Here is an 18,752-nt window from a genome sequence, read left to right on the forward strand (position 1 = left end):
GACCTCGTGAGATTTGGACGACCGGCACCGCGCCTTGGAAGTTGCACGCGGGCGAGCGCTCGCCGACCCGTGCGCCACGTTCAGGCGTGGCGTCTCGCGCGCCATCGGCGAGCGACGTAGAGGACGAGGAGTAGGCTCGTCGCCGCGAGGCCGACATCGGTGAGCGTCTGCCCGGCGACGACGCCGACGCTGCTCGCCGTGTGCACGTCGACGAGCACAGGGCCGCTACCTTTGCGGAGGCGTTGCACGACGAGGGTGTCCTCGTCCGACCGGCCGACGACCTTCACGCCGCCAGTGATCGCCACGAGGTCAGGATTGGCGGTCACGTTCGTCTGAATGGGTGCGAGGCCAGGCGGGACATCCATGACGGCCCGGTAGCCGTTCCCAGCACCGCGAATGCGCGCGGGGTTGATGGTAAGTACGCGGCCCGCGCCAACGCGCCGGATCGGTACTGCGGTGCTGGAGTAGCTCCCGCCCCCTGCGTACCAGGTCGGCGGCGCGGTGTGCGGCGACACGAGCGCGCAGCTGCGCGATGGACACCCGTCCGTTCCGCGCCGAACCCAGATCTGCGCCGTGGCCATGGCCAGGTTTACGAGAGCGACCGACGCGAAGAGACCGAGGGTGGCTCGGCGAGCCCATGTCGGCGTCATCGTGGCGGAGCGGCTGTAGGCGAGCACGGCGACGCCGACGACGCCAGCGACGCCGAGGGTGGCGAAGCTCATGAGGCGGTACCCGAACTGGAGGTCGGAAAGTGGGGCGGGAAGGTGGGTCCACAGGTTCGTCATGGCAAGGGTGCACGGGAGCGCGACCAACCCGATTGCCAGCACGAGGCCGCGCCTCATGTTCCCGCGGACGCTTCGGCGGTAGGCGAAGACGGTGAGCACGGCCGTCGCGAGGAAGATGACCGGAATCTGTACGTAGAGAGCAGGCGTGGTCGACTGCGACGGCACGTACCGGATCGGGGAGAAGATCGCGCGCACGCTGTCGAAGAACGGCGTGGATTCAACTCGCGGAAGGGCGGCTATCGCCGTCCGCCCCCCGTAGACGACGTCGGGGACGAGCGCCCATCCGTTGAGCGCAATCGCGCTGGCCATCGTGCACAGGATCGCAACCACGTTCGCCCGAGGGAGCCGAGGACGCCAGCCGACGACGAGCGCGACCACGGCGAGTACAGCTGACAAGAACAACGCCCAGGAGAGAACCAGGTTGTGGCTTCCTGTGACCACGATGGTGGCGACGAAGAGCGCGGCAAGAGGCGTGAAGCGAAGCGCTTGGTCCCGTGCGACGACGGCGACCGCTGCCGCGAGGGCAGGAAGAGTCGAAATCGCCATGAACTCGGTCCAGTCGCCTCGACCGTAGAGATCGGTGAGGTAGTAGGCGCCGGTGACGTAGGTGAGCGCGGGAAGGTGCGCGAGGTTCCGGGGGACGGTGCAGCAACGGGCAAGTCGGTAGACGCCGGCGTAGGTGGCCGCGAGGGTTGCGGTCGTCATCAGTTCGAATGCGACGAGCATGTGCCCGCCCAGCGCGCGATCCAACGCACCCAGGAGCGTGAACACGGGCCCGCCGTAGAATGCATAGATCGGATCGAAGGCGTACGTGCCGGCGCTGTTGACGAAGTAGGAGAGCTGGGTGCTCGGCGTGAGCTCGGTCCCTCGGACCCAGCCGAGCCAGATGCTGTTCGTGAAGTCTTTGTCGAATGCTCGGTGCGTGAGGTACAGCGGGGAGGCGAGCAGCGCGACTACGAGGAGGCCAATGACGGTGTGAGGAGCGCAGGTGCCCAGCCAGGTCAGCAGGGCTCTCGAGCGCTCTGGTCGTCGGCGGACCGGACGAGCGGTCACCGCGTCATGTGCAACTCGATGAGAGGCAGCTCTCACCGTGGTGAGCCCCCTTTACCTGGTCGCGTCGGTAATGGCTGCGGCGTGCATAAGGTCCGGCAACGATACGTTGTCTATTCGAAGCTGCAGAGGTCCCGGAGGCCTTCGGCAGCGAGGTACGCGCTGGTCTCGGCGAGCGCTGCAGGTGTCCCGATCTCGTAGAAGCGGTCGACGACCTCGAACCCGAAGAGCAGGCGGGCGTTTGCGAGGAGCGCGTGGAGCTCGGCGAGATCGGTCATCGAAGCATCGGAGTCGGCCACGACCGCCGCGGTGAAGCCCTCCAGTCCGTAGTCGATCCAGCGCATCGACGCGTCGGGATGATGCTTGTCGTAACGCACGACGTGCGGAGCCCGGAAATCAGCGTTCGAGGGGCCGAACCGGCCGTCGTTGCGATACACGGTCATTGCCGCGGGAAGGCCGCTCTGCTCCCAGGATGCCGCGAAGTCACCGAAGTTGACCTGCAGGTACGTGTCGCCATACAGGACGAGGAAGCGGTCGCCGAGCAGCGGCAGGGCCCGCCGGATCGCCCCGAGCGTGCCTGCCGGCGTTGGGCCGTCGTCGCTGTACGCGAGCCGGATGCCGAACTGCTCGGCGCCGAGGCGTTCGGCGATCTGGTCGCCCCGATAACCGGTGCAGAGCACGGCGCTCGTCGCACCGTGCGCTGCGAGCTGGCGGAGCTGGTGGCACAGGAAGGGCTCGCCTGCCACCTCGAGCAGCGGCTTGGGCGTCGTGGCCGTGAGGGCACCGAGGCGTGAGCCGCGTCCTCCAGCGAGGATGCAGACCGGCGGAAGGCGGCTCATTGAGGCCGAATCGTGTCGAGAACCTCGTCGTCGGTACCGTTGGCGTCGTGAGGCTCCGAGTCCCAACCGAGGCGCGACTCGACGAGGTAGCGGGGCCGCTGACGGACCTCGTCGTAGATCCGCCCGACGTACTCGCCCATGACGCCGAGTGACAGCAGCTGGATCCCGCTGAACAGACTGACGAGGATCACGATCGTGGGGTTGCCGACGGGAAAGTGCGCCCCTGCCAGCTTGTAGCAGAAGTAGGCGACCGCGAGCAGGAGCGCCAGCGAGGCGAGGAGGACTCCTAGCACGGAGATCACCTGCAGCGGGTACCGGGAGAAGCCGATGACGCCGTTGAGGCCAATCAGCAGCGAGCCGGTGAACCGGTTGTACTTCCCAGACCCGGCGGCGCGCGGATCTCGGTCGTAGAGGACGCTCGTCTGCTTGAAGCCGACGAAGCCGACGAGCCCGCGCAGGAACCCGTGGCGCTCGGGGAGAGCCGTGACCGCGTCGACGACGCGCCTGCTCATGAGGCGGAAGTCTCCGGTGTTCGGCGGGATCTCGACTTCGGCGATCCGCCTGATCAGCCGGTAGCCGAGGGAGGCGACGATCCGCTTGACGAGCGTCTCGCCTGCCCTCGTCCTGCGTTGCGCGTAGACGACGTCGTACCCCCCACGCCAGCGCTCGACGAGGTCCTCGATGAGCTCGGGGGGATCTTGCAGGTCGCAGTCGATGACGACCACAGCGTCGCCACGCGCAGCCTCGAGCCCGGCGATCGTCGCCATGGGCTGGCCGAAGCGCCTCGAGAAGCGCAGCATCTTGACCCTTGAGTCCTTCTCGTGGAGGCGGCCGATGATCTCCTCGGTGCGGTCCGTGCACGGGTCGGTGCTGAAGATGAGCTCCCAGGTGATCCCGAGCCGGTCCAGCACCGGCACGAGACGCTCGTAGAGGAGCTCGACGTTGTGCTCCTCGTTGTAGGTCGGGACGACGATGCTGAGCAGCTGGGGGGAGTCCTGCGCGCCGCTCATGGCTGTTCCGAGCGAACCGTCGCGCCTGGCCGGCTGATGACGACGAGCTCGCGGATCCCGACGGGGAAGCGGATCCCAACTCGTCCGAGGCAGCGCTCGACGAGCCACGTCAGGCGGCCGAGCCGCGAGTCCTTCGTCGCCGCGATGTCCCGAGCGACGCGCGCCCGGAGGGCGTCGCCGTCGAGCCGGCTGAACCGCAGCCGGTTGAGCTTCTTCGCGAGCCAGAAGGCGGGGAAGATGAGCGATGCGATGTAGCCGTCGAAGAGCACCTCGAGTCCGGCGTCGCGTGCCTTTGTGGCCAGCTCACCCCGCTGGTAGCGGCGCTGGTGGCAGAGGAACCGGTCGTAGTAGTCGTAGGTCCCGGCACCGGCGGGCACGACGAGCACGGCGCGACTGCCTGGTCGAAGCACGCGCCGCACCTCGCGCAGCACGTTGACGTCGTCTGGCACGTGCTCGAGGAGGTTCGCGCTCACGAGGGCGTCGAGGCTGCGGACTGCGAGCGGCAGCGCGCCGGCATCCGCGCGTACGAGTCCCGCTCTCGGCACGTTCTTCGACGCGACGCGCAGCCCCGAGAAGATGTAGTCGATGCCCACCAGCCGGGCGCCCTCGATGTGAGCCGCGAGGTCCTCGAGGAGGTAGCCGGTGGAGCAGCCGAGGTCGCAGATGGTCGGGTTCTCCGGGAGCGTGCCGAGCTGATCCACGATCGCCCGGCGCGTCCAGGCATCGAGGAAGTGCGTGCGGCTGCTCTCCTCGTGGAGCGTCTCGAGCTCGTCGGACCAGTAGAGGTCCGTCGACGGAACGGGCGCGTCGAGGCTCACGGCGAGACCACCGCCTTCGGCGCGAAGTGCTGGTCGTCGATCCGCCGGATCGTCGCGAGGTCGCTGTCGCTGCGCAGGCGGTCCTGGAAGTGTGGCGCTCGCCACGGGTCCCAGTGTGCGCTGATGAGCTTGCCGGTGATCCCTTGGGCGGCCTCGGAGAGGAGGAAGGCGGTGAGCTCGGCTGCGGGCTCGGGCGCGTCGCCCTCGCCCTGCTCGCGGGCACGCAGGGTGCGCTCGAAGTACTCGGGCCCGGCGAGCTCGGGACCCGCCGCGAGCGTCTCGGCGTGCATCGGCGTGACGACGAAGCCAGGAGCGACGCAGTTCGCCCGCACGCCGTCGGCGGCGAGCTCCGCGGCCAGGTTCTCGGTGAGCCGGACGACCGCAGCCTTGGAGGCCGCGTAGGCGTCGAAGCGGGGGAACGGCCCCGTGGCGCCGCCACCCGAGAAGGTCACGATGGAGCCCTGCGCCCGCTTCAAGGCGGCGAGGGTGGCGGTGATCGCGAGCAGCGTGCCGGTGAGGTTGACGTCGACGGTCCGGCGGAACGCGGCGACGTCCCAGGAGCCGACGGGCCCGATCGGCGGGAGGATCGCGGCGGCCGTGACAACGCCGTCGACCCGGCCGCGCTCGGCGAGCTGTGCGCCAGCGCTCGCCCAGGCGTGCTCGTCGGTCACATCGAGGACGATCGGCTCGTGCGGCCCGTTCGGCAGAGAGACGGCGAGCTCGTGCAGGCGCTCGGCAGATCGGGCGACGAGGGCGAGGGTGGCTCCCTCGCGCGCGAGGTGCGCGACGAGCACGCGCCCGATCCCCCCCGTCGCACCGGTGACCACGACGCGCCTGCCCGCCAGCGCGCCCCCGTGCCGATCCGTCATCGTCGTCGTGCCTCCTCGACGCACGACCACGCGAACCGTGCCGAGGCGAGGTCGCCCTCGAGCGTTGCCGGATCGCCGGCGGCGATGGCCACGGCGAAGTGCTCCCACTCCGAGGCCCACGAGCCGTCGCGTTCGGGGTAGCGGACCTCCTCGAGGTCGGGCGGTCCGAGCTCCGGGAGCATCCGGTACAGGCGCAGGCGCTGCGCGCCGTAGGAGCCGGCGAGGCCGTCGACCACGAGTTTCGCGCGCTCGCAGGCGACCTCGAGCGAGAAGGTGTTCTTCCACTCCGTCCAGCTGACGTGCAGGAGCGCGAAGGGCGAGCGCGTCCCGACGCCGCCCTGCTCGCCGAGCAGCAGGACGGCGTTGTCGTCGACCGGCGCGGACCAGAACTGCGTGCGCAGCATGGCGCTGTGAAGGGGGAGCGGCCCGCAGATCGCGTACGCGAGGTCGAGGAGGTGCATCCCCTGGTCCACGAGCTCGCCGCCGCCCGAGAGCGCCGGGTCGCACCGCCACTCGCGCTCGTAGCCGAGCCGGCCGCCGTGGCCGTAGCGGGCGCGCACGTAGAGGACGTCGCCGTGTCGGCGCGAGGTCGCCTCCTCGATGGCCCGTGCGATGCCGGGGTGGAAGCGGTGGTTGAAGCCCACCTTGACGAGCCGCCCGGCTCGCCGGGCGGTCGCCGCGATGGCGTCGATGTCGCCCGTGCCCATCCCGGCGGGCTTCTCGACGAGGACGTGCGCGCCCGCCTCGAGCGCCTGGCGCGCGATCGGCGCCAGGTCGCGGTGCACCGTCGCGACGACGACGACGTCGGGCTCCAGGTCGAGCAGGAGCTCGAGCGTGGCGCACGGCTCCCCGCCGACCTCCTCGGCGAGCTGCTTCGCGCGCTCGGGGTGCACGTCGTAGCAGCCGACGAGCACGTCGCGCCCGAGCGCACGCGCGCGCTTGGACCCGACGAGGCCGCAGCCGACGATGCCGACGCGAAGCCGTGGGCGGCTCACGCGTGCTCGCTCGCGTACGCGCCGCCGTACTCGAAGTCGAAGGTGAGCTCCGGCGCGCCCGCCTCGGCGAGCGCCCGCCGCGTCTCCTCGGGGCGCAGCGAGTAGACGAGCAGGAAGCCGCCCCCGCCCGCGCCGATGAGCTTGCCGCCGAGCGCGCTCGCCTCGCGAGCGAGCGCGTAGAGGGAGTCGATCGACGAGTTCGCCATGCCCGGCGACCGCCGCCGCTTGTTCTCCCAGTGCTCGTGCAGCAAGAGCGCGTAGCCCTCGAGGTCGCCCTCCTCGAGGAGCTTGCGGCTCTCGTAGCCGATCTCCTTGGTCCGGTGGAGGTTCTCGATCATCGTCCCGTCGCCCGACTTGGAGCGGCGGTCCTGGTCGGAGAGGATCGCGGAGGCCGATCGTGCCTCGCCGGTGTAGAAGAGGAGGAGGTGCTCGCGAAGCAGCCGGAGCGTCTCGGTGTCGAGCTCGAGCGCCTCGACCTCGACGGTGTCGTCCGGGTGGAATGTGTAGGCGCAGATCCCACCGTGCGCCGCGACGTACTGGTCCTGCTTGCCCACCGGCTCGTGCAGCACGTCGATCTCGATCGCGCACGCGGCCTCGGCGAGCGCTGCAGGCGTGATCGACGTCCGCCTCGCGTGGGCGAGCGCCTTGAGCAGACACACGGTGTACGCACCCGAGGAGCCCATGCTCGTCCCCGCGGGGACGTCCGCGACCGACGCGATCTCGAGCGGGTTGCCGCGCCAGTGCCGCAGCAGCGTCTCCCGCAGGATGGGGTGCTTGATCTCCGAGGGGTGGTCGACCTCTTCGATCTGCGAGTACTTCATCCGGTAGCGGTGCTGGAAGACGGTGTGCACGAGCATGTAGACGTACTTGTCGATCGCGCCCGAGACGAGGAAGCCCCCGTGCTCTCGGTAGTAGGAGGGAAGGTCCGTGCCGCCGCCCCCGAGCGGCACGCGAAGGGGCGCCCGGGCGAAGATCACGCTCACGTCGTCGCACCTCCCTTCCGCGTGCCCGCCTGCCACGCCGCGGGGTGGCCGTCGAGCCAGTCGAGCGTGCGCTCGATGGCCTGCGCGATCGAGAGCTCCGGCTTCCAGCCGAGCGAACGGATCCGCGAGACGTCGAGGAGGATGAGCGGGCTGTCGCCGATCCACCCGCGCTCCCCGCCCGCGTACTCGATCGTCGGGGAGACGCCGAGGTGGCGCGTGATGAGCTCGACCGACTGGTCGACCGTGAGCGTCTCCTCGGTGCCGAGGTTGTAGACGTGCGCCCCGGGGGACGCCGCGTGGTGCCGAGCGGCGAGCAGCATCGCGGCCACGCAGTCTTGGACGTAGAGGTAGGACTTCTCCTGCTTCCCGTTCCCGAGGACGACGAGCCGGTCGGGGTCGGACTTGAGCGCCCGGTAGAAGTCGATGACGTGCCCGTGGGTATAGCGCTCGCCGAGGACCGAGACGAAGCGGCAGATCACCCCGACGAAGCCGAAGCCCGCCGCGTAGGCCTCGATCAGGCCCTCGCAGGCGAGCTTGGACGCGCCGTAGAGCGAGGTCTGGATCGGGAAGGGGGCGTCCTCGGGCGTGGGGAACACCTGCGGCTCGCCGTAGATCGAGCCGGTCGACGCGAAGAGGATCCTCGAGCTCCCCGCGGCGCGCATCGCCTCGAGGACGCGGGAGGTCGCGATCGTGTTCTGCTCGAGGTCGCGCGTCGGGTGCTCGAGGCCGTGGCGCACGTCCGCGTTGGCCTGCAGGTGGAACACCCAGTCGCAGCCCGCGAACGCCTCCGTGAGCAGCGCCTGGTCCAAGACGTCGCCTTCGACGAGGCGGAAGCCGCCGTGGCGCGCCGCGTCCGCCAGGTAGTCGCGGCTTCCCGTGCGGAGGTCGTCGACGACGGTGACCTCGACGCCGTCGGCGAGGAGCCGGTCGACGAGGTTGCTCCCGATGAACCCCGCGCCGCCGGTGACGCACACGCGCTGCACCGTCAGGTCCTCGCGGGCTCGGTGGAGCACCTCGCTGCGCTCGGCATGGCGCTAGAGCGAGTACCCTGCGGCGGCCGCGTCCCGGTGGAACATCTCGACCGTCTCGAGCGAGAACTGCTCGAGCGGCTTGCCGAGGCAGTCGAGCTTGCGGAGCAGGTCGTTCGTCATCGTGATGATGTGGCACCCGACGGCGTTCGCCTGGACGAGGTTGTACAGCTCCCGGGGGGAGGCCCAGATGCACTCGGCCCGCGGGGCCTCCCGCATGATCTCGAGCGCCTCGGCGACGAGCGGCACCGGGTCGACGCCGGCGTCGGCGATCCGTCCGGCGAAGATGGACACGTACGAGGGCGCGCCGTCTCGCACCGCGGCGGTGATGCGCCGCACCTGGTCGAGCGTGAAAATCGCCGTGACGTTGACGCGCACGCCGCCCTCCGACAGCTCTCGCACGAGCTCGTCGAGGCGCTCGCCTCGTGTCGTGGTGACCGGCACCTTCACGTAGACGTTGTCGGCCCACGACGAGATGAGCTTCGCCTGCCGGCGGATCTCGTCGGGCTCGTCGGCGAAGACCTCGAATGACACGGGCTTCGTGCGGACGTGCTCGAGCAGCTCGGCCGCGAAGGCGGCGTAGTCGGCCACCCCTGCCTTGCGCATGAGCGTCGGGTTCGTCGTGAACCCGCTGATCCGCTCGTCCCGGGCGAGGGCCAGGATCTCCTCGAGGTCGGCCCCGTCCGCGAACAGGCGCGTCGTCAACCCGCCGACCCCCGTCATCGGCGGCGATGCTACCAGCGGTGTGCTCGCTGCCGCAGGTAGGCGGCGGCCTCGGGCAGGCTCTGCACGGCGGCGTCAGGCGTGGGCGACCCGCTGCGCCGGTGCGCGCTCGACGGGTTCGCGACGAGGATCGTCCCACAGCGCGCCTCGCGCCCTGCCGCCACGTCGGCGTCGCTGTCGCCGATGATCCACGAGCGTTCGAGGTCGAGGCTCAGCTCGGCGGCCGCGTCGAGGAGCATGCCGGGGCGCGGCTTTCGGCAGCGGCAGTCGCCTCGCAGCTCGTCGACGAGCGCCTCGGGATGGTGCAGGCACCACCGCCAGCCGTCGAGCGCGACGCCCTCGGCCGCGAGGAGGTCGACCACCTGCTGGTGGACGGCGAGGAGCGCCTCGCGGCTCGCCTTGCCCTTCGCCCAGGCCGGCTGGTTCGTGACGACGACGAGGGCGAACCCGAGGGACTGCAGCTCGGCGGCACCCGCCGCGGCGCCGGGGAGGAGCCGGACGTCCGCGCTCCGCAGCGGGGATTCCGGCAGGCCGGTGCTCGGATCGGGGACGAGCTCGTTCAGGACGCCGTCGCGGTCGAGGAACACGGCGGGGCGTCGAGCAGCCTCGGGGGAGGTGGCTCGCTGCGCCGCGCCGGGCGCGGCTCGGGCGAGCTCCGTGCGAGCCGGGCACATGGCGGCAGGCTACCCGTGCGCTCGCGACCCGGCGCCGTGCGCTCGCCGCTCCCCCTCGTAGCATGGCGCCGTGGCGCACGCGGACCTCCCCGCACACGCGCAGGCGCCCATCGGCCAGCTGGCCGTGCCCGAGGCGGTCGACCTCTCCCGGCGAGGCGTGCGTGCGAGGCGCAACCCCGGCCTCGCCCTCGCCGGCGCCGGCCTCGCCCTCCTGTGGTCGGCCGCAGCGATCTGCTTCGTCGCCGCGACGCTGGAGGTGCTGCACACCCGCGGTGGGCTCGGGGTTGGGCTCCGCAACGTCCTGCTCAGCTGGGACTCGAACTTCAACCTCGGGATCGCCGGCTCGGGCTACCACTGGGACCCCGCGATCCAGGGTGCGCAGAACCCGGCCTTCTTCCCCGCCTACCCGCTCCTCGTCCGCTTCGCTCACCTCGCGGGCGTCCCGTGGCTGCCCGCGGCCGTCGGGGTGAGCGTCGCCTGCCAGGTGGGCGCGGCGGCGCTGCTCGCCCGCTCGCTCGCGCTCGACGGCGAGCGAGCGAGCCGGGTGCTCGCCGCCGTCGGCCTCTTCCTCGCCTTCCCAGCGGGCGTCTACGCCGTGCTCGGCTACTCGACCTCCCTCACCGTGCTGTGCGCCCTCGGCGCCGTCGTCGCCTGCCGGCGCGGGCGCCTGTGGCTCGCCGCCCTCGTCGCCGGCGCGGGCACGGCCGTGAGCGACCTCGGCCTCGCCGTGTCCGGGGCGCTCGTGCTGAGCGAGCTCGCCGCCGTCGGCTGGCGAGGCGCCCTCGATCGACGGCGCCTCGGGCGCCTCGCGCTGTCCCTCTGGGGTGTCGTGGCCTTCAGCGCCTTCCTGTGGGTGCGCTTCGGGGACCCGATCGCCTGGTACACGGCCATTCGAGGCTGGCTGCCGACCGTCCCGCCGTGGACGGTCGTCGGCCGAGTCGTGACGCTCGCGCCGGTCCGGGCGACCTTCGTCGGCGTGATCGGCCATCCCACCGAGAAGTGGCTCATGTTCACGCAGGACGCGGCGTTCGTCCTCGTCTTCGCAGGGGTGCTGCTCTGGGCCGCCGCGCGTGGGGTCGGGTTCGGCCCGGCGCTCGCCCTCGGCGCGCTCTCGTTCCTCGCGGTGAACGTCCAGGGAGCCCGCTACGGCCCCGAGTACAGCGCGATTCGCCTCCTGTACCCGGCCGCTGCGGTCCTGCTCACCGACGAGCGCCTCCGGCGCCTCGTCACGGGCAGGGCGGCGCCGGTCCTGCTCGCCCTGCTCGCGGCGTGGTCGGGGGTGTGGCTCGTGCTCCTGGCGCACGGGATGTGGGTGGAGTGAGCGTCGCGAGGCGCCGTGGGCGTTCCCGCCTCTCAGCTCGTCGGCTCGTTGCCGCCGCGGTCGGCGCCTGGATCGCCGGGTGGACGATCGTGCCCTTCGTCCACCAGCTGCCTGCGGCCATCGTCAACGGGCAGGACTGGGCGGCGATCTCGCCCGCGCTCGGCGCGCTCGGGCCAGGCTGGGAGGCCGGCCCGGTCCCGGCGTTCACGCCCTACCAGGTCGTCGACGGGCGTGCGGTGCGCACGTGGATCTGGTCCGCGGGGCGGACCTCGGAGCTGCGCGTCGGCGCGCGGTGGCGCTCGGTCGACCTCCTCCTCGGCTACGGGGGCTGCGCCGCCGCTGGCCCGAGCGAGGTCGTCACGGTGCACCAGGCCGGCCACGTGCTCGCCCGGCTGGTGGTTCGCCGAGCGTTCGCGTGGTACCACGTCGACCTCTCGCCGCGGGCGCGTGGCGCGCCGCTCACGCTCCGCTACCGCTGCGTTCCTCGCAGCAGGCGCCACCCCGGCGTCCCGGCGACGATCGCGCTCGCCGGCCTGCGCCACGAGCCGAGCTGACCCGGCGCGAGGCGCAGGCGTCGCGCCGTCGCCCTCGGGCGCCGCCGCGTGGTGGCTCGTGGACGGGGTCGGCCGCCCGGTAGGGTGGGTCGCCGTGCGCCTGACGACTCGCGACCCGCGCCGCCGCCAGGCGAGGGGGACGCTCGCCGCCGCGCGCCCAGCTGTCGGGCGTGTCCTGCGACGCGCCGTCCCCGCCGGACCCGTCCCCCTGCCCGCACGGCGTCGCGATGGGCGCGCCCTCGGGCGCCGCGCTCGGAGCACCGGGCGGCCGTGAACGCTCGGGTCCGGATCGCGGCCGGACGGTGGCGTGGGTAGGGCAGGGACGGGGCCGTCGGGTCCCTCGCCGGCGGGCGGCGTTCTCGACCTCGGCGCGGCCTGCCGGCCAGGCGCGCCGATCGAGGGCGGCGCGCTCGCCGCCGAGGAGGGCCGGCGCGCTGCTCTGGGCGCTCGGGGACCCGAGCGCGCCCATCGGCGGCTCGCGAGCCGGCTCCTGCCCCCCGTCGCCTACCTCGCGATCGGCTTCGTCGCCTTCGACCCCCGCTACCTCCTGTCGACCTCGAAGGTCGTCACGTGCGGGTGCAGCGACATCGTCGAGCAGACCTGGTTCCTCGCGTGGACGCCGCACGCGCTCTTCCACGGGATCGACCCGTTCGCGACCACTCCGCTGCTGAACGCCCCCTACGGCGCCAACCTCGCCGCCAACACGACGATGGCGGTCCTCGGGCTCCTCGCGTCCCCGATCACGCTCACCCTCGGCGCCGTCGCCAGCTTCAACCTGCTCAGCCACCTCGCGTTCGCGCTCTCCGCGTGGGCGATGTTCGGCGCGCTGCGGCGCTGGACGAACGGGGTGCCGGCGCGGTTCCTCGGTGGCCTGCTCTACGGGTTCTCGCCGTACATGGTGGCCCAGGGGAGCTTCCACCTGAACCTCGTCTTCGTCCCGCTCTTCCCCCTCCTCCTCGCCGCCTTCGACGAGCTCGTCCGGCCGCGCCGCTGGTCGGCGCGGCGCACCGGCCTCGCGATCGGCGCGCTGGCCGCGACGCAGTACTTCATCTCGTCCGAGCTCCTCGTCGACGCCGCCGTCCTCGCCGGCGCCGGCCTCGTCCTCCTCGCGCTCGCCTTCCCCCGCCGCGCGCTCGCACGCGCCAGGCGGGTCGCGGCCGGCCTCGCCTGGGCGCTCGTTCCTCTCGCCGTGCTGTGCGGGTACCCCGTTGCCTACAGCCTCCTCGGGCCGCAGGAGGTCGCCAGCACCTTCGGCCACCGCTTCGTCGGCGCCTTCAGCGCCGACCTGCTCGGCCCGCTCGTCCCGACCTTCCACCAGCTCCTCGTCCCCCACGCCCTCGGGGTGCTCGGGTCGTCCTTCGTCGGGGGGAGCCCGACCGAGAACGACTCCTACCTCGGCGTCGGCCTCCTCCTCGTCTTCTTCGCCGGCACCGTGCTCGTGCGCAGCGCGACGCTGCGTACCTTCTCCCTGTTAGCGCTCCTGGCCTTCGCCCTCTCGCTCGGCGAGCACCTGCGCGTCGACAACGGGGTGACGACGATCACCCTGCCGTTCTGGGTGCTCGGCCAGGTGCCTGGCCTGAAGATGGCCGTCGCGGCGCGCTTCGCGCTCTTCCAGGACCTGTTCGCTGCGGCCGTCGTAGCGCTGTCCTTCGACGCGCTCTCGAAGCGACTGCGGCGCGCCCCGCGCCCCTCGCCGCATCCGGGGACCGCCCGGGCGCGCCTCGCCGTCGCCTCCGGGGTCGTGGCCGCCGTCGTCCTCGTTCCCATGCTCCCGCGCTGGCCCTACGCCTTCGCGTCGACCGACCAGCCGCGCTACTTCACGAGCGCGCTCGCCCGGCAGATCCCGTCCGGGTCGACCGTCCTCGCCTACCCCTACCCCATGGACCCGGTCGACTTCGCCATGCTCTGGCAGGTCGACGCCGGCTTCCGCTTCCGCCTCATCGGCGGCTACGTGCTGACGCCCTTCCGCACGCACGGTCCGCAGGGGGTGCTCCCCGGCGGCGGCTACGCCCCCCCGACGCTCGACCCGCCGCTCATGGAGATCCTCTTCGAGCTCGGCTACAACGGCGCGCCGAAGGGGTTCGCTGCCGAGTACAACCACCCGTACACCTACACGATCATGCAGAACTTCCTCGCCCGCTACCGGGTCGGCACGGTCGTCGTGCAGCCCGTCGGCGCGGACTACCGCCTCGTCGTCGACTACCTCTCGAGTGCCCTCGGCGGCCCGCCGCAGCGCTCGGGGGGCGTCGACGTCTGGTACCACGTGCAGCGGCAGCTCGAGTGGCTCGCGCTGCGCGAGCGCTGAGCGGCTCGCCGCGCGCTTCCCGTGCGACCGGGCGTGCCGCGTAGGCTGGCGGCGTGCGGGTCGGCAGCCGAGAACCCCTCCCGCTCCCGCCGGTCGAGATGCGCCGGCTCGTGGGCGTCGAGGACCCCGCCTTCTTCGACAACCCCGACGGCGCGCCGGCGCTGCCGGAGGCGGGCGAGCTCGCCTTCGGCTCCGTCTTCGACTTCGGCTGCGGCTGCGGGCGCATCGCCCGCCGGCTCATCCAGCAGGAACCCCAGCCCCGCTCCTACCTCGGGATCGACCTGCACGCCGGCATGGTGCGCTGGTGCCAGGAGCACCTGACGCCGCTCGCGCCCCAGTTCCGCTTCCTCCACCACGACGTCCACAACATCGGCCTCAACCCCCGAGCGGATGGCCGGGACTTCCTGCCATTCCCCGCCGGCGACGGCGAGTTCGACCTCGTGGTGGCGCACTCGGTCTTCACCCACGTGCTCGAGTCGTCGGCCCTCGCCTACCTGCGCGAGTGCGCCCGCATCCTCGATCCCGACGGGCTCGTCCTGTCCACGTGGTTCCTCTTCGACAAGCGGCTCTTCCCGATGATGCAGCCGTTCCAGAACGCGCTCTACATCAACGAGGTCGATCCGACGAACGCCGTCATCTTCGACCGGGCCTGGTTCGAGCGGGTGGTCGAGGAGGCGGGGCTCGTCGTCACCGGCGTCGTCCCGCCGGCCGTGCGCGGCTTCGCGTGGACCATCTCGCTGCGGCGGCCCGGCGCCGGGCGCGTCGCCGTCCCCCTCCCCGAGGACGACGCGCCGCTCGGCCACCTCCCGCCGCCGGTGCCGACCGTCCCCGCCTACACCATCGGGCGAGACGCCTGAAGCGCCCGGGCGACGCCGTCGCGCCGGCGCGGCCCTCAGCGGGCGCGCCGGCCGATCGCCGTGACGAGCGGCGGCAGGACGATCGGCTCGTCGCCGGGGTCCACGCCGGTGAGCTCGGCGAGGTAGGCAGCGACCGGCCCGGGACCGGCGCCGGCGGGCGCCTCGGCCCAGGCGTCGACGAGCTCGCAGCCGGCGTCGAGGACGAGGCGCGGCACGAGCGCCCCGATGTCGGGGTGCCGGGCGCCCGGCATCGACAGCGGCGCCCCGCCGATGCGGCCTGCGGAGGTGATCGGCTCCTGGCACACGACGAAGCCGCCGGGCCTCGTCGCCCTGGCCATGCGCTCGACGACGGCGATCGGATCCGCGACGTGCAGGAGGAGGAAGCGGCAGAAGGCGAGGTCCACCGGCTCGGGCAGCAGGAGGTCCTCGCCGGCCTGCGTGATCGCCACGACCTGGGCGTCGGAACGCTCGGCGGCCGCCGCGGCGACGGCGTCGCGAGCCGCCGGGTCGCTGTCCACGGCGTAGACGCGCCCGTTCCTGCCGACGAGCGCGGCGAGTGCGACGGACACGTCGCCCGCGCCGGCGCCGACGTCCACGCACCGCCACCCCTCGCCGAGGCCGAGGCGCTCGAGGGCGGTGGCGAGCGGGCGGCGGTAGACGTCGTTGCGCAGCTCGAGCTCGACCACGGGCCCACGCTACCCAGCGGCGCCGGCCAGCCGCCCACTACGGTAGGCGGCGATGCGCGTCACGATGCTCCTGTGCGACGCAGCCCAGGTCGCGGACGGCAAGCTCTACATCCTCGGCGGCGGCTGGAGCCTGATCGGCCCCGAGCCGATGCCGTCGGCCGTGGCGATGAAGCTCGACGTCGACTGGACCGAGATCGATCGGACGCACCACTGGGAGCTCTACCTCGTCGACGAGGACGGCCAGCCCGTCATCCTCGAGACCGAGGACGGCCCGCAGCCCGTCGAGGTGCGCGGCGACTTCGAGGTCGCCCGCCCCGTCGAGGTCCCCGCCGGCAGCCCGATCGACGTGGCGCTCGCCCTCAACTTCGGGCCGCTGCCGCTCGCCCCCGGCGCCCGCTACACCTGGCGTCTCACGATCGACGGCGAGACCGAGGAGGACTGGGTCCTCTCCTTCTCGACGCGCTCGCCGGCGCGCGAGTAGGCGGTGCGAGCCGCGCCCGCCTCGCCGGCCGGCGCGCGCGGCTCCCGTCGCCTCGTCGGCCTCGTCCTCGACTGGTGGGAGGGGGCGCGCGCGGCGCGTGACGCGCTGCCGTGGCGGGCGACGCGTGAGCCGTGGGCGGTGCTCGTCGCCGAGGTGATGCTCGCCCAGACGCAGGCGGCCCGCGTCGGCGCGCGCTACCCGGCGTTCCTCGATCGCTTCCCGACCCCCCGGTCCTGCGCTGACGCACCGGCCGGGGAGGTCCTCCGTGCCTGGTCCGGTCTCGGCTACAACCGCCGTGCCCTCGCCCTGCACCGCGCCGCCAGGGTCGTGGTCGAGCGCCACGGGGGCTCGGTGCCGTCCGACCTCGGCGCGCTCGTCGCCCTGCCCGGCGTCGGCCCGTACACGGCGCGCGCCGTCCTCTCCTTCCCGGCGCCGAGGTCGCCGTGGTCGACACGAACGTCGGCCGACTCTTGGCGCGGGCGGTCGCGGGACGCCGTCTGCGGGCGAGCGAGGCGCTCGCGCTCGCCGAACGCCTCCTCCCCGTCCGAGCGGCACGCGAGTGGAACCTCGCCGCGATGGACTTCGGGAGCCTCGTGTGCCGGGCGCGACCCTCGTGCGCCACCTGCCCGCTCGCCGCAGGAGCCTGCGCCTGGCGTGCCGGGGGCGCGAGCGAGGACCCGGCGCGAGGCTCCGCGGCGGTGTCAGCGCCCCAGCGTGCCTTCGAGGGCTCGGACCGCCAGGGGCGGGGCCGGCTCCTCCGCGCCGCGTGCGCGGGGCCGATCCACCGGCGCGAGCTCGCCCGCCTCGCGGGCTGGCCGGGCGACGCCCGGCGGGCTGCAGCCGTCGCCCGGCGGCTCGTCGCCGAGGGACTCCTCGTCGAGGACGCCGCCGGCCTCCTGCGCCTCCCCGGAGCCGAGGAGCAGCGCCGGCGCCACCCGCTGTAGGGTGCGGGCCGCACGCGTCTCGAGGAGGAGCGGTGGCCGAGGTCAGCGAGTCGCCGGTGATCCGCGACGTCGTCATCGTCGTGCCCACCGCGCACGGCGACGCGCGGGGCCGCTTCGTCGAGACCTACCGGCGCTCGTGGTTCCCCCTCGGGCGCGAGATGGTCCAGGCGAACCGCTCGGACAAGGCGCTCGGCGCCGTCGTCGGCCTCCACTACCACCTCCACCAGGCCGACTACTGGTACGTGACCCGCGGCCTCGTGCGCGTCGTCCTCCACGATCTCCGGGTCGGCTCGCCGACCGAGGGTGCCACGCTGAGCCTCGATCTCGGCGAGGCGGACGAGCGCGGCGTGTTCATCCCGCCCGGCGTGGCGCACGGCTTCGCCTCGCTCACGGACTGCACGCTCACCTACCTCGTCGACGCCTACTACAACCCGGCCGACGAGCTCGGCGTCGCCTACGACGACCCCGAGATCGGGGCGCACTGGGGGATCGAGGCCCCCGTCCTCTCGCCGCGCGACCAGGCGAACCCGCGTCGGCGCGACATCCCTGACGTCGTGCGACCCCGCTACGGCCTGCGTACCTGAGGCCCGGGCGCGCGAGCCATCGGCGGCTGGCGTGGGCTTTACTAGGGGCGTGAACGGCACCCGTGTGCGCTCGCGCCCATGATCGCGCTCGTGCTCGTGGCGCTCGTCGTCGTGGTTGGCGCGTTCGCGCTCGCCAGCCGCTTCGTCGGCTGGCGCAGCGAGCAGCGCTCGGTCGACAGCTACGAGCGCGCCCTCGACGTCCTCGGCGGCATGTCGCGCCGCTCGGAGGCGAGCGCCCCGGTCCACCTGCCGTCCGACGAGGAGGTCGCCCGCCCGCACGTGCGCCCGGCCGAGGAGCGAGACCGGTTCCGCCCGGCCCGCTCGGCGCTGCGCGACGTGCCGGCTGCCCGCGTGCGCCTCGAGCCGCCGGTGCCACCGCGCACCTCCGAGCGAGGTCTCCCGGTCTTCGGGGACGAGGAGACGGTCGTCCTCGAGCCGCCGGTGCCACCGCGCACCTCCGAGCGAGGTCTCCCGGTCTTCGGTGAGGAGGCGTCGGCCGTCCCGGCCTCGGCGGCCGGCCCGCTCGGTCCCCCGCACGACGGGCGTCGCCGGCGCGAGGCGCACGAGGAGGCGCCCCGCCTCGACGAGACGGAGGCGCTGCCGGTCGTCGCCGCCACGGGCAGCGAGCCCGGCGACGCCCCCAGCGTGCGGCCCCGCTCCGAGCGCCGCCGCGGCACCAGTCGGCCGCTTCGCGAGCACGTCGTGCGGCGCGCCTCGACGGGGGCGGCCGCGGCGGTCGCCCTCGCCGCGCTCGCCGTCGGGGCGTGGCAGCTCGCCTCGAGGAGCGCCTCGTCGCCGCCGGCGCCGCCCTCGACGACCACGCCGGCAGCCTCCGGCTCGCACCCGCGCTCGCCGACGCCCACGACGTCCGTCACCAACCCGAACGTCGTCGAGCCGCTCTCGGTCTCCTCGTCGCTCGTCACCGCAGCCGCGCCGGCTGGCTCGTACACGCTCGGCTTCACGACGAGCGGCGTGTGCTGGGTCGGCGTGGAGCGCACGACGTCGGGCCCCTACCTGTGGATGGAGACGATCCCCGCCGGCGGCTCCGCCTCCTTCCAGGCGAACGGCCCCGTCGTCGTCCGCATCGGCGCGCCGAGGGTGCTGCACCTCGCGGTGGACGGCAAGCCCGTCGCGCTGCCTGCCGGGAACGTCCAGCCCTACGACCTCTCCTTCGTCGCCGGCTCGTCCTCGACCTCGGCCTGAGCCGGAGGCGCCCCCTCGCCCTCGAGCGGCACGTCCGCGGGCG

Annotated in this window: 19 protein-coding genes; 8 read left to right on the forward strand and 11 right to left on the reverse strand. The window is 73.0% G+C overall.

Annotation, left to right across the window (positions count from 1 at the left end; all coding sequences use genetic code 11):
• Positions 1–80 precede the first annotated feature (80 nt).
• The 10 genes from VKV23_00905 to VKV23_00950 all read right to left on the reverse strand — a co-directional run bounded on the left by VKV23_00905 (position 81) and on the right by VKV23_00950 (position 9,774).
• Positions 81–1,838: a hypothetical protein gene (locus tag VKV23_00905; protein ID HLI14596.1), complete on the reverse strand. Its 1,758-nt coding sequence runs from the start codon at positions 1,836–1,838 to the stop codon at positions 81–83.
• Between the two features lie 110 nt (positions 1,839–1,948).
• Positions 1,949–2,674, reverse strand: coding sequence for a sugar phosphate nucleotidyltransferase (locus VKV23_00910; protein ID HLI14597.1), 726 nt, complete (start codon positions 2,672–2,674; stop codon positions 1,949–1,951).
• Positions 2,671–3,684: a glycosyltransferase family 2 protein gene (locus VKV23_00915; GenBank protein ID HLI14598.1), complete on the reverse strand. Its 1,014-nt coding sequence runs from the start codon at positions 3,682–3,684 to the stop codon at positions 2,671–2,673. The genes VKV23_00910 and VKV23_00915 overlap by 4 nt, the downstream gene beginning before the upstream one ends.
• Positions 3,681–4,502: a class I SAM-dependent methyltransferase gene (locus VKV23_00920; protein HLI14599.1), complete on the reverse strand. Its 822-nt coding sequence runs from the start codon at positions 4,500–4,502 to the stop codon at positions 3,681–3,683. The genes VKV23_00915 and VKV23_00920 overlap by 4 nt, the downstream gene beginning before the upstream one ends.
• Positions 4,499–5,371 (reverse strand): SDR family oxidoreductase, encoded by an 873-nt coding sequence (locus VKV23_00925; GenBank protein HLI14600.1) that lies wholly within the window; start codon positions 5,369–5,371, stop codon positions 4,499–4,501. The genes VKV23_00920 and VKV23_00925 overlap by 4 nt, the downstream gene beginning before the upstream one ends.
• A complete protein-coding gene (locus VKV23_00930) occupies positions 5,368–6,366 on the reverse strand; it encodes a Gfo/Idh/MocA family oxidoreductase (GenBank protein ID HLI14601.1) in 999 nt (332 codons plus the stop codon). Before VKV23_00930 ends, VKV23_00925 begins: the two co-directional genes overlap by 4 nt.
• Positions 6,363–7,349, reverse strand: coding sequence for a galactokinase (locus VKV23_00935; protein HLI14602.1), 987 nt, complete (start codon positions 7,347–7,349; stop codon positions 6,363–6,365). Before VKV23_00935 ends, VKV23_00930 begins: the two co-directional genes overlap by 4 nt.
• On the reverse strand, positions 7,346–8,332 hold the full coding sequence (locus VKV23_00940; GenBank protein HLI14603.1) for an NAD-dependent epimerase/dehydratase family protein: 987 nt from the start codon (positions 8,330–8,332) through the stop codon (positions 7,346–7,348). The genes VKV23_00935 and VKV23_00940 overlap by 4 nt, the downstream gene beginning before the upstream one ends.
• Positions 8,333–8,383: 51 nt before the next feature.
• Entirely contained in the window at positions 8,384–9,100 is a 717-nt protein-coding gene (locus tag VKV23_00945) for a transaldolase (GenBank protein ID HLI14604.1), read from the reverse strand.
• A gap of 11 nt (positions 9,101–9,111) precedes the next feature.
• Positions 9,112–9,774: an HAD family hydrolase gene (locus VKV23_00950; protein HLI14605.1), complete on the reverse strand. Its 663-nt coding sequence runs from the start codon at positions 9,772–9,774 to the stop codon at positions 9,112–9,114.
• A 70-nt stretch (positions 9,775–9,844) separates the two neighbouring features.
• Here VKV23_00950 and VKV23_00955 point away from each other — a divergent pair, with 70 nt between their 5' ends.
• The 4 genes from VKV23_00955 to VKV23_00970 all read left to right on the forward strand — a co-directional run bounded on the left by VKV23_00955 (position 9,845) and on the right by VKV23_00970 (position 14,811).
• Complete coding sequence (locus tag VKV23_00955) at positions 9,845–11,095, forward strand: mannosyltransferase family protein (protein ID HLI14606.1); 1,251 nt, start codon at positions 9,845–9,847, stop codon at positions 11,093–11,095.
• Complete coding sequence (locus tag VKV23_00960; GenBank protein HLI14607.1) at positions 11,092–11,649, forward strand: hypothetical protein; 558 nt, start codon at positions 11,092–11,094, stop codon at positions 11,647–11,649. The genes VKV23_00955 and VKV23_00960 overlap by 4 nt, the downstream gene beginning before the upstream one ends.
• Positions 11,650–11,956: 307 nt before the next feature.
• Complete coding sequence (locus tag VKV23_00965; GenBank protein ID HLI14608.1) at positions 11,957–13,954, forward strand: hypothetical protein; 1,998 nt, start codon at positions 11,957–11,959, stop codon at positions 13,952–13,954.
• Between the two features lie 53 nt (positions 13,955–14,007).
• Positions 14,008–14,811, forward strand: coding sequence for a class I SAM-dependent methyltransferase (locus tag VKV23_00970; GenBank protein HLI14609.1), 804 nt, complete (start codon positions 14,008–14,010; stop codon positions 14,809–14,811).
• A 35-nt stretch (positions 14,812–14,846) separates the two neighbouring features.
• Here the strand turns inward: VKV23_00970 and VKV23_00975 are convergent, their stop codons facing one another.
• Positions 14,847–15,497 (reverse strand): methyltransferase domain-containing protein, encoded by a 651-nt coding sequence (locus tag VKV23_00975; protein HLI14610.1) that lies wholly within the window; start codon positions 15,495–15,497, stop codon positions 14,847–14,849.
• A gap of 52 nt (positions 15,498–15,549) precedes the next feature.
• Here VKV23_00975 and VKV23_00980 point away from each other — a divergent pair, with 52 nt between their 5' ends.
• The 4 genes from VKV23_00980 to VKV23_00995 all read left to right on the forward strand — a co-directional run bounded on the left by VKV23_00980 (position 15,550) and on the right by VKV23_00995 (position 18,709).
• Positions 15,550–15,978 carry a hypothetical protein gene (locus tag VKV23_00980; protein ID HLI14611.1) on the forward strand — a complete coding sequence of 143 codons (429 nt, stop codon included), beginning with the start codon at positions 15,550–15,552 and terminating at the stop codon, positions 15,976–15,978.
• Between the two features lie 443 nt (positions 15,979–16,421).
• On the forward strand, positions 16,422–16,922 hold the full coding sequence (locus tag VKV23_00985) for a hypothetical protein (protein HLI14612.1): 501 nt from the start codon (positions 16,422–16,424) through the stop codon (positions 16,920–16,922).
• 32 nt (positions 16,923–16,954) lie between these two features.
• A complete protein-coding gene (rfbC, locus tag VKV23_00990; protein ID HLI14613.1) occupies positions 16,955–17,506 on the forward strand; it encodes a dTDP-4-dehydrorhamnose 3,5-epimerase in 552 nt (183 codons plus the stop codon).
• 78 nt (positions 17,507–17,584) lie between these two features.
• Entirely contained in the window at positions 17,585–18,709 is a 1,125-nt protein-coding gene (locus VKV23_00995) for a RodZ domain-containing protein (GenBank protein ID HLI14614.1), read from the forward strand.
• Positions 18,710–18,752: the final 43 nt, after the last annotated feature.

The organism is Acidimicrobiales bacterium (assembly GCA_035294085.1).
GTDB lineage: Bacteria > Actinomycetota > Acidimicrobiia > Acidimicrobiales > Bog-793 > DATGLP01.